Origin of the sequence: Curtobacterium flaccumfaciens (genome assembly GCF_013359815.1) — a bacterium.
In the GTDB taxonomy this organism is placed as follows: domain Bacteria; phylum Actinomycetota; class Actinomycetes; order Actinomycetales; family Microbacteriaceae; genus Curtobacterium; species Curtobacterium flaccumfaciens.
Map to the genome: position 1 here is coordinate 13946 of NZ_JABMCF010000041.1, position 13457 is coordinate 27402.

Sequence of the window (13457 nt, forward strand, 5' to 3'; positions counted from 1 at the left end):
CGCACGTGATCCGCGCCTCCAGTCCGGGGCGTCAGCGGAACAGCGAACGGAGCATCGCGACGGCCGCGTGGACCGCCTCGGTCACCGGTCGGTCGGCGGCTGCGCCGCCACCGCCGGTCTGCACACCGCCGGACGGGGTGGCGGCGGTCGCCGCGGCGTCCGTCACGGGCACGACCGTCAGGTTGCCCTTGCTGTCGTCGAGGACGAACAGGGTCGAGACCGTGTTGCCGGCGAGGTCGACCTTGGCGGTGCCCCGCTGGCCGCTGCCGGAGACGTCGAGCGACCACTTGCCGGCGTCGACCGTTGCGTACTTGGTGGCGCTGCCGAAGGTGGCGTCCTCGGCGATCGGGGTGCCGTCGGAGGTCTGCACGTCGACGCGCTTCGCGGTGGTGGCGGCCTGGACGAGCCGGAGCTTCGCCTTGCCGTCGCCGGGCTGCTGCAGGTCGTCGGTGAACGCGGTCGTCTTCAGCCCGTCGTTCTTGCCGTAGGCGACGACGGTGCTGGCGTCGCCCTTCTGCACGGTGACGTCGGTGGAGATGACCGGGGTGGAACGCGGGGCGTCGGCGGCGCGCATCGACAGGACGTAGGTGCCGACCGGCAGCTTCTCGTAGGGGCTGACCTGGCCGTAGGTGACGTCGTCGAGTTCGAAGACGGTCTTGCCCCCGGCGAGGCTGGACAGTTCGACGTCGACGCCCTTCGTGTCCGGCGACAGGTGTCCGACGCGGAGCCAGCCCTGGTCGGCCGTCGCGGCGGAGGCGGTCTGCGGGGCGGCGAGCCCGACCGTCGCGGCGACGAGTGTGGCGGCGAGCGCTCCGACGACGACGGTGCGGCGGCGGTTCGTGGTGCGTGCGGTCATGATGGTGCTCCTTCGGGTCGAGGTGCGGTTGGCGTGCGGGTGTCGTGTCGAGGTGCGGGCCGTGCGGGTCGTGCGGTTCGTGTGGGCCTCCGGACGAGCGGTCGGAATGCCGGGGTCCACGCCGGAGCCCTCCGGGCATTTCGCCCGCTCGTCCAGCGGGCGCTCCGCCCCGACGTGTTCGCGGAGAACGGATCCGCGGCCGCCCCGGCGAGCGGGCGGAATGCCAGGGTCCACGCCGGAGCCCTCCGGGCATTTCGCCCGCTCGCGGAACGCCCGCTCGCGGAACGCCCGCTCGCCGGACGCCAGCTCGGCCAGCTCCCACTCGGCCGAGCGATCGGGGGTCACGAGGCGCTCGTCGCGGTCGTCGTCGGGTCGGCCGGGGCGTACGTCACCGTGAGACGTGCTCCCTCGCGCTCGACCGAGTCCGGCCGGAACGCCTGGGACATGGCGTCGAAGGTCCGAGCGACCCGTGCTGCCGAGGCGTCGTCGCTCGTGTGCAGGACGACGGTGCGGAACGGCTGGCCGGTCTCCCCGGTGCGCGGGGTGAACCGGTCGACCCGCACGTCCTGGTCGGCGAGCACCTGACCGAGCGCGATCATCGCCCGCGAGTCGACCTGTCCGGCGCGGAACTGCGACTTCGTGCCGTCGTCCGCACGCAGGGCCGGGTTCGAGGCGAGCTCGGTCCCCAGGGTCTTCCGGACGTCGGTGGCCCGGGTGATCGCGGTCTCGGCGGCACTGGCTCCCTCGGCGTGGATCCGGCGGACCTCGACCTGCTGGTCACCGGTGCCGAAGGTCGCGACGGCCGTGGAGTTCTCGATCGCCTGCCGCACGTCGGTGGACGAGTTGCCGCCGGTGCGCATGGAGTCCGTCGTGATGACGTAGTCCGAGTCCTTCCAGCCGTTCGGGGACTGCCGTTCCACCGCTCCGTCGGTGTCGAGCTTGTAGTACCAGACGACGTTGTTCCGGGCGAAGCCGTCGTCCACCAGGTCGACCCACATGGCGTCGTCGACCAGCAGACGCGAGGACTTCGGCACGTTGTCGCCCACCCACTGCTCGGCCTGCTGCATCGGCAGGTCGAGGTTGCCGAGCAGGAACCCGCGCAGCTGGGTCCCCCACAGCGGCACCGCGACGACGAGCGCCGCAGCCGTGACGACGGCCCAGGCGATGCCGAGGCCGCGCCGTGCCCTCGGGCCGAACCGGCTCCGGGTGTGGACCCGACCGGCGATCGTCAGGACGGCACGCTCGGCGGTGTACGCGACGAGGAGCGCCGCGAACGGGATGAGCATGATGACGTACGGCACCGGCAGGTACCCGTTCGGCCGGAACATCACCGCGAGCAGGAACACGAGCATCGCGGCGATCGGTCGGACCCGGCGCAGGAACAGCCCGACGACGGCGGCGACCGAGCCGAGCACGATGAACACCGGGTCGAGTGCCCACCACTGCGCGGCGGCCTCGTTCGCCAGGCTGCCCCCGTCGAACACCGATCCGGAAGCGGTCCGCGACCCGAGCTGGTAGGTGACGCCCTCCCACAGGCTGACCCGCCCGGCGCCCGGCACGAGTTCGCCCTTCACCGCGGCGAGCAGCAGGTACCCGCCGCCGATCAGCACGAGCACGGCCCCGGCGACGCTGAGCGTGTACCGGCGGGTGCTCTTGTCGGCGCGACGCACGGCCATCCAGATGAGGAACGGCAACGCGAGCAGGTAGGTCTCCTTGGACAGCACCGCGATGCCGAGGCAGGCAGCGGCACCGGCGAACCCGGCGAGCTGCTGGCGACGGCTCAGCACGAGGACGAACGCGGCGAGCAGCCAGGGCGTCGCGACGTTGTCGATGTACACGGTGCGGTGGTACTGCAGCGCGAGCGGTGACAGCGCGAAGACGAGTCCGGCCGCGGCCGCGGTGATCCGTCCGGCACCGAGCCGTCGGGCCAGGACGAACAGCAGGATGCTCGAGACGGCGGAGAAGAACACCATGGCCTCGCGCCCGGCCTCCACCGCGAAGGGGTACCGCGCGAACGCCCCGGTCAGTCCGGTGTACCCGGCGATCTGGATCCATCCGAGCGGCGGGTGGTCGTACCAGTACGTGTAGTGGGTGAGCTCGCCGAGGTTCGTGATCGCCCACGCCTGGGCGGTGTACGTCCCCTCGTCGTCGATGCGCTGCGGTGTGCCCGACATGTTCCAGGCCTGGACGAGCACGGTCACCGCGACGACGGGCAGCAACCACGTCAGGCTGGCGGCGTGCCGGCGGAACCAGGCCCCGATGCCGGTGCGGTGGGCGGTGGAGCCGCCCCGGATCGGGATGCCCGTGGTGTCGGTGATGCTGGCGGTCATCGGGTGCCTCCCGTGGTGGTGCCGGCGAACGCACGGTCGGACGACGCTGCGCCCGATCCGTCGAGGTCCGAGGCGAAGCCGACCACCTGTCCGGTGCGGTGCTGGCCGGTGTGCTCGGTCTTCTCCCACCCGTTCTGGCCCTTGGCGTGCCGGACGACTGCCCGGACCGCCGCGGCGGCGAGGAACACCTGGTAGGGCACCAGGCCGAGCACGAGCCGCACGTAGTCGCGGAGCCGGACCTTCTCGCCGTACAGTCGGCCGAACTCGTTCAGCCCGACGATCTCGACGGCCAGCAGCATGAGCGTCGGTGCGACCGGGATGAACGACACCAGGGCGATCGCCGTCGGCACCTTGACGAACAGGATCATCAGGACGCTCAGCGGGATGAGCAGCCCGGTGGCCGCCTGGATGAACGGCATCGTGAGCATGTAGCGGGCGAAGAACCGCTGCCGGAAGGACGGCAGCTTCTTCCACTCCCCCTTGCCGAGCACCTGCAGGAAGCCCTGGTTCCACCGCGTGCGCTGCTTGAGCAGCGAGGCGAAGGTCGGCGGGGTCTCCTCGCGGGTGACGGCCTCGGGGCTGTAGGCGACGACGACCTTCGCGCCGTCGGCGGAGAGCCGCACGCCGAGCTCGCAGTCCTCGGCGAGGCAGTGCGCGTCCCAGCCGTTCGACCACTCCAGGCGGGAGCGCGTCACGAAGACGGTGTTGCCCCCGAGCGGGATGAACTTGGACCCGGCGTGGAAGTGCAGGCGCGAGCGGAACCAGAAGTAGTACTCCAGGACGTTCCGGAGCGACCACCAGCTCGACGTGAAGTTCATCAGCTGGACGCCGCCCTGCACCACGTCGGCGTCGGTCTCCTGGAACCGCGAGTCGACGAGGGAGAGCAGCCGCGGGTAGACCTCGTCCTCGGCGTCGAACACCCCGACGATGTCGCCCGTCGCGTGCTGGAGCGCCAGGTTCATCGCCTTCGGCTTGTTCTTCGGCAGGGTGTCGTCCACCACGACCTTGATCAGGGAGGGGTGCCGAGCCGCCGCAGCACGCACGACGGCGTCGGTCTCCGGGTCGTCCTCCCCGACGATCGCGATGATCTCGAAGTCGGGGTGGTCCTGGGTCGCGAGCATGTCGAGCGTCTGCCCCATCACGTCCTGCTCGTGCCGACCGGGCACCAGGAGCGTGAACCGGTGCGCCGCCGGCCGCGGGGTCTGGCTGAAGCTGGTGGACTTCAGCGCGTCCCGGGAGCGCCAGGCGTGCAGCATCCACCAGAGCGTGGTCAACGCGATGATCGTGAGCAGCACGGAGAGGGCGATGAGGGTCGAGTAGCCGAGCCATTCGCCCAGCGACCAGGCGGCCTGTGGGAGCTGCCCCGAGCCTCCCGTCGGCACGTCCGTGGTCCCGCGATTCGGGACGTCCCCGGTCGTGCCGGGGCGTTCGTCGGGCTGGAGCAGCGGCCCTGCGGCCGTCAGCAACACGGCTGAGATGGTCATTCGGGGAACCCCTTCGGACGTGTGTCGGTGGACCGGAAGACGAGGGCCTTGTACGCGGCGAACCGGAACGCGGTGCCGAGGACGAGGCCGACGCCGTTGCCGGCGACGTTGTCGGCGAGGGTGGACGTGAAGCCGAGGACGTAGTGCGAGACGAACAGGCAGGCAGCGGCGATGCCGAGGCCGACGAGGTTCGTGGCAGCGAAGAGCAACCCCTCGCGGACGGTCTCGCGGCGGCCGGTCTGGCGCTGGGAACGGAAGGTGATGAAGCGGTTGCCGAGCCACGCGACCGAGGTCGCCACGATGGCCGACACGATCTTCGCGGCGATGGGACCGTCCGACATGACGGTGGCGCGGAGCAGGTTGTAGACACCCAGGTCGATGACGAAGCAGACGGCACCGATGGTGCCGAACGACGCGAGTTGCCTCGCGGTGGCGAGCAGGCGCGGGACCGTGCCAGGGCGCACGGTCCGCACCGCACCGGTGTCGGGTGACACCAGAACGGGGGTACGAGTTCGGGTCATGCCCCCGATTCGGGGGGCGTGGCTGGGTGGTTTGGGCGGGGTACGCGACTTGCCAGGCCTCTGCCAGATGCGCGACACATGCCGTTCATCTTGACGATCCATCAGCTGCGGTGGTCAGGGGCGCGGGGACGACGGACGGGAGGCCCGGTGCCAGCTGGCACCGGGCCTCCCGTCCGTCGGTCGGTTGCGTCTACGCGGGGCGCGACGACGGGGACACGTTCTTGGACGCGTCCCGTTCCGGGATGTCGCCGAGTGCCTCGTCGATCGCCGCGAGGGCGTCCGCGTCGAGCTTGACCCCGGCGGCCTTGACGTTGTCGGTGACCTGCTGCGGACGCGAGGCGCCGACGATGGCGCTCGCGACGTTCTCGTTCTGCAGGGTCCACGCGATCGCGAGCTGCGCGAGCGTGAGGCCGGCCTGGTCGGCGACGGGCTGCAGGCGCTGCACGGCTTCGAGGACCTCGTCGCGCATGAACCGCTTGATCATGTCCGCGCCGCCCTTCTCGTCCGTGGCTCGCGAACCCTCGGGCAGGGGCTGACCCGGCTTGTACTTGCCGGTCAGGACGCCCTGCGCGATGGGCGACCAGACGATCTGCGACAGGCCGAGCTGCTTCGAGGCGGGGACGACCTCGCCCTCGATGACCCGCCACAGCATCGAGTACTGCGGCTGGTTCGAGATGAGCTGGAAGCCGAGCTCCTTGGCGAGTGCGGCACCGGCGCGGATCTGCTCGGCGGACCACTCGCTGACGCCGATGTAGAGCGCCTTGCCCTGACGGACGACGTCGGCGAAGGCCTGCATCGTCTCTTCGAGGGGGGTCTCGTAGTCGTAACGGTGCGCCTGGTAGAGGTCGACGTAGTCGGTCTGCAGTCGCTCGAGCGAGCCGTCGATCGACTCCATGATGTGCTTGCGGCTGAGGCCGACGTCGTTGTGCCCCTTCGGGCCGGTCGGCCAGTAGACCTTCGTGAAGACCTCGAGGGACTGGCGCCGCTCGCCCTTGAGCGCCTCGCCGAGGACGGTCTCGGCGGCGGTGTTGGCGTACGTGTCCGCGGTGTCGAACGTGGTGATGCCGGCGTCGAGCGCTGCCCGCACGCACTGGGTGGCGACGTCGTTCTCGACCTGCGAGCCGTGCGTCAGCCAGTTGCCGTAGGTGATCTCGGAGATCTTGAGTCCGGAGTTGCCCAGGTACCTGAATTCCATGATGCCGACGCTACTGGAGTGAGCGCGCACGTGAGGGGTCCCGCGAGTGCCTGTCGGGGTGTGGGTGGGGGGGACGGATGCGTGCGTGGGGCGGGTCCGAGGTCAGGTCGGGTCGGGGTCGGGTCGGGTCGGGGTCGGGTCGGGATCGGGGTCGGGATCCGCGAGCGGGCGAAATGCCACGGTCTTCTTGCCAGCCCACCCACACCTTTCGCCCGCTCGCCCGGATGACCCCGGGCTGCGACTTCCGCGCTCCCTGCGATCGCCTCCACCCCGCGAACGGGCGAAACACCGCGGTGCAGTCGGCGGCGGGCGCGGTGTTTCGCCCGCTCGCGGGGGCAACTTTCCCTCCACATGGGCGAGAGCGGGCAAGCAGTCCACAGAGGAGGCCCGACTCCCGTCCTCGGGGTCGGTTCGCCGTCACGCTGTGGAGATGACCGCAAGACGCCGACTCCCGATGGCACTCCGCGACGCTTCGTTCCGGGTACGGGATGCGCTGCACAGAGGCGTTTCGCGTGGCCGACTCGACGCTCGAGATCTCGTCCGCCCGTTCCACGGCATCCGATCAGCGTTCCCACCGGAGTCCGTGGATGAACGCGCAAGGGCGCTCGCTCCTCGACTCCGCCCCGATCAGGTCTTCAGTCACGTCACTGCGGCAGCGATCATCGGCGTCCCGCTCCCCCGTCGTCTCGAACGCGATCAGCGGTTGCACGTCACGACGATCGGGACCGACCAAGCGCTCCGGGTCCGCGGCACGGTCGGCCACCGAGCCCGGTACGGGTCAGTCCGCGCGACGATCACACGAGGGGTGCCGCTGACCACTCCGGCCGATACGTTCGTCGCACTGGGCTCGATGCTGACGCTCGACGAACTCATCGTCGCGGGCGATGCGCTCGTGGGGTGGCTCGGCTGGGCGACGCTCGACGAACTCGCCCAGGCCGTCCGACGACGACGGGGCATCCGCGGGATCGTGAAGCTCCGCCTCGCGCTCGACGAGATCCGGAGGGGATCCCGGTCACCCGGAGAGACCCGGACACGGCTGGCACTCGTCCGCCGCGGACTCCCGGAACCGGCACTCAACCACGATGTCGTCGTCGACGGGCAGTGGGTCGCATGTGTGGACCTCGCCTACCCCGAGGCCAGGGTCGCGATCGAGTACGAGAGCGATCTGCACCGCACCGATCCAGCCACCTTCCGGAAGGACCTGACGCGCGGGGAACACCTCAAGGACGTCGACTGGTGGCTCGTCAGAGCAACAGCAGACGATGTCGCGCACGGCGTCGACCGTTTCGTGGACCGCATCCGTCGGCTGCTCGAGGTCGGCGCCAGAGGAGCCCACGACACGCGGGTTGCGACACTTGGGTGAACAATGGTTGACGCTTCAACCAAAACGGTGCACACTGGCGTATTATCAACTCGATGCAGGCGCATGGAACGCGTCGCACCGCAGACTCTCGTTCGGAAGAAGGACCACCATGACGCTCACCGCTGACACCGTTCCCGGCTACAAGACCGGCACCTGGAAGATCGACCCGACCCACTCCGAGGTCACCTTCTCGGTCCGCCACCTCGCCATCAGCAAGGTCAAGGGCAAGTTCGAGACGTTCGACGCCACCGTCGTCACCGCCGAGAACCCGCTCGAGTCGACCGTCGAGGCCAACATCGACGTCGCGTCGATCAACACCGGCCAGGAGCAGCGCGACCAGCACCTCAAGACGAGCGACTTCTTCCTCACCGAGGAGCACCCGCAGCTGACCTTCCGCTCGACGAGCATCGAGACGAAGGGCGACGACCTGCACATCGCGGGCGACCTGACCCTGCGCGGCGTCACCAAGCCGGTCGTCCTCAAGGCCGAGCTGGGCGGCTTCACCACGGACGGCTACGGCCAGGTCAAGTTCGGTGCCGAGGCGACCACGAAGATCGACCGCACCGAGTTCGGTGTGAACTGGAACGCGGCGCTCGAGGCCGGCGGCTTCACGCTCGGCAACGACGTCACGATCAACCTCGACGTCCAGTTCGTCCTCCAGGCGGCCTGAGCCACCTCCGACTCAACGCCCGACTGAGGGCACCGAGCGGCACTCCCCGAACCCGAGAAGAACGCCCCGACTCCGCACGGAGTCGGGGCGTTCTTCGTTGCCCGCACTGCTCCCCCGACCACGAGCGGGCGAAATACCACGGCCCTTCGTCCTGTCTCATCGGGCATTCCGCCCGCTCGACGATGCCGGCGCCGAAGTCGACGCCGACCCCCGCAAACACGCCCACGCCGGCACCCGTGCCCGTGCCCGAGCCCGAGCCCGTGCAAACATCCACGCCACGAGCGGGCGAAATACCACGCCGATCTCCTTAACACGCCGGACATTTCGCCCGCTCGCGCAAGAACCCGAGCGCGAGGCGGGCGAGCGACCACGGCCGAGATCGGGAGCGCGGCCGAGCGGGCGGAATGCCCGGGACGCAACGGGGACGAAGTGCGGCATTTCGCCCGCTCGCGGAACGAGGCGCGAGGACGCGCGGGACACGGAGCCGAGCGCCCGAGCAAGGGCAGCGCAGGGGCGCCGCCCCGGCCCCCGCCCCGGCCCCCGCCCCCGCCCCCGCCCCCGCCCCCGCGTAACGTTGGTACGTGGGACGGCACCGAGGGGAATCCGCACGCCGGACCCCGAGTTGCACGAGAAGCACCAACCACGAGCACGCCCGCACGACGAACAGGAGCACCACCATGGCCACCGACTGGATCGCGATGCAGGCCCTCGCGGCAGCCGAGTTCGGCCGCCGCGTCGCCGCCGTCGCCGACTGGGACGCCCCCACCCCCGACTCGGAGTGGACCACCCGCGACCTCGTCGCCCACGTCGTCGACGAGCAGCGCTGGATCCCGAAGCTCCTGACCGGGTGCGACTACGCCCAGGCCCAGGCCGACCTCGAGCCGATCGGCGACGACCTGGTGGCCGAGTGGCACCGGTTCGCCACGGCGGCCACCGACGCCTGGCGGAACGCCCCGCAGGACACCCCCGTGCACCTCAGCACCGACGTGGTGCCCGCCGCGCAGTACCTCACCGAGCAGACGAGCGACATCACGATCCACACGTGGGACCTCGCCCGGGCGACCGGCACCGAGGAGTCCCTGCCCGACGAGCTCGTCCGCGCCGTGTGGGAGTACTTCGAGCCGCAGATCGAGGACCTCGCCGCCACCGGCCTGTACGCACCCCCGGTCGACGTCACCGAGGACTCCCCGCTCCAGGTCCGTCTGCTCGCGGTCACAGGCCGCGATGCCAGAGTGACGGCATGACCACCGACACGAAGCGCCTCGGCAACTCGGGGCTCGAGATCAGCAGCGTCGTCCTCGGCATGATGTCGTACGGCGACCCGGACCGGGGATCGCACGCCTGGAGCGTCGGCATCGACGACGCCCGCCCGTTCGTCCGCCGCGCGTTCGAGGCCGGCATCACGACCTTCGACACCGCGAACGTCTACTCCGACGGCAGCAGCGAGGAGATCACCGGCACGCTCCTCGCCGAGCTGGCTCCGCGCGAGGACGTCCAGGTCTTCACGAAGGTCTTCAACCGGATGCGTCCCGGCCGGAACGGCGCCGGGCTGTCCCGCGCGGCGATCATGCACGAGATCGATGCCTCCCTGACCCGGCTCGGCACGGACTACGTCGACCTGTACCAGATCCACCGCTTCGACCCGGCGACGCCGATCGAGGAGACCATGGAGGCCCTCCACGACGTCGTCAAGGCCGGCAAGGCGCGCTACATCGGTGCGAGCAGCATGTGGGCGTGGCAGTTCGCCGAGATGCAGCACACCGCCGAGCGCCACGGCTGGACGAAGTTCGTGAGCATGCAGGACCAGTACAACCTGCTCGAACGCGAGGAGGAGCGCGAGATGCTCCCCTTCTGCGAGCACACCGGCGTCGGCGTGATCCCGTGGAGCCCCCTCGCCCGCGGCCGCGTCACCCGCCCCTGGGACGCCTCCGATTCGGGCTCGCGCGCGCAGACCGACGAGTTCGGCAAGACCCTCTACAAGCAGGACGAGGACGCCAACCGGGCGATCGTCGACGCGGTCGAGGCCGTCGCCACCGAGCGCGGCGTCCCGATGGCGCAGGTCGCCCTGGCCTGGGTCGCCGGCAAGCCCGCGGTCTCCGCGCCCATCGTCGGCGCGACGAAGGAGCACCACATCGACGACGCGGTGGCCGCAGCGTCGCTGACGCTCACCGACGACGAGGTCACGCGACTCGAGTCCGCGTACACGCCCCGGGTGCCGTCGGGTTTCTGACGCCCCCACGAGCGGACGGGAGGCACGGTGCCAGCTGGCACCGTGCCTCCCGTCCGTCAGGTGGTCACGGTGACCGCCGTGCTCAGGCGACCACGCTGCCGTCGGCGCGCTGCAGGCGCGCGATGCGCCGCCGCGCGGCTCGTTCGGAACCGGTCTGGTCGTCGAGCACCGCACCGATCCCGTCGAGCACGAGCTTCGTGGTGCGGACCACCGGCAGCTCCACCGGGCCGACGATCGGCGCACGGAGGCCGAGGAGCGACCGGTGCCGCGGGTCGAGCGTGGACACGGCGCCCTGGAACACCGCGCGGTAGCCGGGTCGCAGCAGACGGGAGAGCGGCGGGTCCTTGATGAACCGGACGACGTCTCGGGTGCGCGAGTCGACCAGGAGTTCGCCGCGGTCGAGGTACCCGTTCATCTGGGCACGGAGCTCCGCCTCGGACTCGGGCGGGTCGACGATGCGCATGAGGCGCCCGGCCTCTGCCCACTCGCGCACGTAGGCGTCGGCGCCGCCGGGGATCGGGCCTCCCCACCGCTGGGCGGCGCGGAGGAACGCATCGGTGAAGGCGAGGTGCACCCAGCGCGCCAGGTCCGGGTCGTTCGCCGCGTAGGGGCGGGTGGTGCCGTGCGCGTCGACGTACTGCCCGCGGACACGCTCGTGGAGCCGGAGCACCCAGTCGCTGCCGCTGCGGGCGGTCTGGCGGTCGCCGTACGTGACGGTGGCGATCCACCGGCTGGTGCCGGCCAGACGGCCGAACGGGTCCTCGCGGTACCGGGAGTGGTCAGCGACACCGGCGAGCGCGCCGGGGTGCAGCGCCTGGACGAGCAGTGCCCGCACGCCGGCGACGATGCCGTGGCTCCCGCCGTGCACCGCCCACGTGGCGGAGCCCGGACCGAAGAAGCCCGCGTCGGTGCCGTGTTCCAGGTCGTCCATCCAGGCCTCCGTGCCGGTCGAACCGCCCGTGAACGTCCGGTTGAGGCGGGATCGGAAGACGTCGGAGACAGTGGACATGTCGTCATGTTCCGTCCGTCACCTGGGCGCGGGGGTGGCATCGCGCAAAGTGGCCCTCCCAGCGTGCACGGGGGTGGCCCACTAGGTTGGGTCGGGTGAGCATCGACACGCCTCGTCCCTGGCTTGCCTCGTACGCCCCGGGGGTCCCGCACGACATCGAGGAACAGAGTGGTTCCCTGTACGACCTGGTCGAGCAGTCGGCCCGGAAGTTCCCCAGGCAGGTCGCCCTCGAGTTCTTCAAGCGCACCACGAGCTACGCCGACCTCGAGGAGCAGATCCTCCGCGCGGCGAACGGCCTGCGGAAGCTCGGCGTGGGCGCGGGTGACCGCGTCGCCATCGTCCTGCCGAACTGCCCGCAGCACATCGTCGCGTTCTACGCGGTGCTGCGGCTCGGCGCGATCGTGGTCGAGCACAACCCGCTGTACACGCCGCGGGAGCTCCGCCACCAGTTCGAGGACCACGGCGCCAAGGTCGCCATCGCGTGGGACAAGTCGGTCGCGACGCTGCAGGACTTCCCGGCCGACGTGCACCTCGACGCGATCGTCTCGGTCGACATCACCCGCGCCATGCCCCGGAGCACCCGGCTCGCCCTGGCGCTGCCGGTCGCGAAGGCCCGCGAGTCCCGCGCGAAGCTGACGGCGAAGGTCCGCGGCACGGTCAAGTGGGACGACCTCGCCGACACCCGCAAGCTGTCGAAGCGGCACCCGCGGCCGGCCACCGACGACGTCGCGCTGATCCAGTACACGTCCGGCACCACCGGGACACCGAAGGGCGCGGTGCTGAGCCACCGGAACCTGCTGGCGAACGCCGCGCAGGCCCGGGCATGGGTGCCGCAGATCCGCCGCGGCGACAACGTCGTGTACGCGGTGCTGCCGATGTTCCACGCCTACGGCCTGACGCTCTGCCTGACCTTCGCGATGAGCATGGCCTCGCGGCTCGTGCTCTTCCCCGCGTTCGACCCCGCCCTCGTCCTGACGGCGATCAAGCGCCACCCGCCGACGTTCCTGCCGGCCGTGCCGCCGATCTACGCCCGGCTGCAGCACGCGGCCGACTCGGCGAAGGTGTCGCTCAAGGGCATCGAGATCGGCATCTCCGGGGCCATGCCGCTGTCGCAGGACATCGTCGAGCCGTGGGAGGCCCGGACCGACGGCTACCTGGTCGAGGGCTACGGCCTGTCCGAGTGCTCCCCGGTCCTGATGGCCAACCCGGTCTCCCCCGAGCGTCGACTCGGGTCGATCGGCCTGCCGCTGTCCTCCACCGAGGCGCGCGTGGTCGACCCCGACGACGACACGAAGGTGCTCGGGATCGACGAGCCCGGCGAACTGCAGGTCCGTGGACCGCAGGTGTTCCGCGGCTACTGGGGCAAGGCCGAGGCCACCGACGAGGTCTTCACGCCCGACGGCTGGTTCCGCACCGGCGACATCGTGGCCATCGACGCCGACGGGTACGTCCGGATCGTCGACCGCCTCAAGGAACTCATCATCACCGGCGGCTTCAACGTGTCACCGTCCGAGGTCGAGGACACCCTGCTCAAGCACCCCAGCGTCAAGGAGGTCGCGGTCGTCGGCATCACGCAGGGCGGCAACGAGCAGGTCGTCGCGGCCGTCGTGCCGAAGGACCCCTCGACGTTCGACGCGGCTGCGCTCCGGGCCTGGTCGCGCGAGCACCTGGCGGCGTACAAGGTGCCGCGCCGGGTCGTGGTGGTCGAGGACCTGCCGCGCTCGATGATCGGCAAGGTGCTGCGGCGGAAGGTGCGGGACCAGATCCTGGACGGCTGACGCGCGAGCGCCGGGCGGCGC

At 70.7% G+C, this 13457-nt stretch carries 11 protein-coding genes; 5 read left to right on the plus strand and 6 right to left on the minus strand.

All coding sequences use genetic code 11. The features are described 5' to 3' along the window. Positions 1-31: 31 nt before the first annotated feature. The 5 genes from HP445_RS17010 to HP445_RS17030 form a co-directional block, all read right to left on the minus strand. Positions 32-856 (minus strand): DUF4397 domain-containing protein, encoded by an 825-nt coding sequence (locus HP445_RS17010; RefSeq protein ID WP_111111288.1) that lies wholly within the window; start codon positions 854-856, stop codon positions 32-34. A 341-nt stretch (positions 857-1197) separates the two neighbouring features. Beyond that, positions 1198-3186, minus strand: coding sequence for an ArnT family glycosyltransferase (locus tag HP445_RS17015; RefSeq protein WP_128781256.1), 1989 nt, complete (start codon positions 3184-3186; stop codon positions 1198-1200). Continuing rightward, a complete protein-coding gene (locus HP445_RS17020) occupies positions 3183-4670 on the minus strand; it encodes a glycosyltransferase (protein ID WP_128781255.1) in 1488 nt (495 codons plus the stop codon). Before HP445_RS17020 ends, HP445_RS17015 begins: the two co-directional genes overlap by 4 nt. Beyond that, on the minus strand, positions 4667-5191 hold the full coding sequence (locus HP445_RS17025; protein ID WP_110865635.1) for a GtrA family protein: 525 nt from the start codon (positions 5189-5191) through the stop codon (positions 4667-4669). Before HP445_RS17025 ends, HP445_RS17020 begins: the two co-directional genes overlap by 4 nt. A gap of 190 nt (positions 5192-5381) precedes the next feature. After that, a complete protein-coding gene (locus HP445_RS17030; RefSeq protein WP_071405490.1) occupies positions 5382-6386 on the minus strand; it encodes an aldo/keto reductase family protein in 1005 nt (334 codons plus the stop codon). 805 nt (positions 6387-7191) lie between these two features. Here HP445_RS17030 and HP445_RS17035 point away from each other — a divergent pair. From HP445_RS17035 to HP445_RS17050, 4 genes are all read left to right on the plus strand, one after another. Further along, a complete protein-coding gene (locus HP445_RS17035) occupies positions 7192-7749 on the plus strand; it encodes a hypothetical protein (RefSeq protein WP_128781254.1) in 558 nt (185 codons plus the stop codon). A gap of 109 nt (positions 7750-7858) precedes the next feature. Next, positions 7859-8419, plus strand: coding sequence for a YceI family protein (locus tag HP445_RS17040; protein WP_128781253.1), 561 nt, complete (start codon positions 7859-7861; stop codon positions 8417-8419). A gap of 677 nt (positions 8420-9096) precedes the next feature. Beyond that, positions 9097-9663, plus strand: coding sequence for a TIGR03086 family metal-binding protein (locus HP445_RS17045; protein ID WP_110864494.1), 567 nt, complete (start codon positions 9097-9099; stop codon positions 9661-9663). After that, positions 9660-10649, plus strand: coding sequence for an aldo/keto reductase (locus HP445_RS17050; protein WP_128781252.1), 990 nt, complete (start codon positions 9660-9662; stop codon positions 10647-10649). The genes HP445_RS17045 and HP445_RS17050 overlap by 4 nt, the downstream gene beginning before the upstream one ends. Before the next feature lie 82 nt (positions 10650-10731). Here the strand turns inward: HP445_RS17050 and HP445_RS17055 are convergent, their stop codons facing one another. Next, positions 10732-11658, minus strand: coding sequence for an oxygenase MpaB family protein (locus HP445_RS17055; protein WP_128781251.1), 927 nt, complete (start codon positions 11656-11658; stop codon positions 10732-10734). 95 nt (positions 11659-11753) lie between these two features. On the opposite strand from HP445_RS17055, the gene HP445_RS17060 reads away from it, so the two are divergent. Beyond that, positions 11754-13436, plus strand: a complete 1683-nt coding sequence (locus HP445_RS17060; protein ID WP_071405488.1) for a long-chain-fatty-acid--CoA ligase — start codon at positions 11754-11756, stop codon at positions 13434-13436. Positions 13437-13457: the final 21 nt, after the last annotated feature.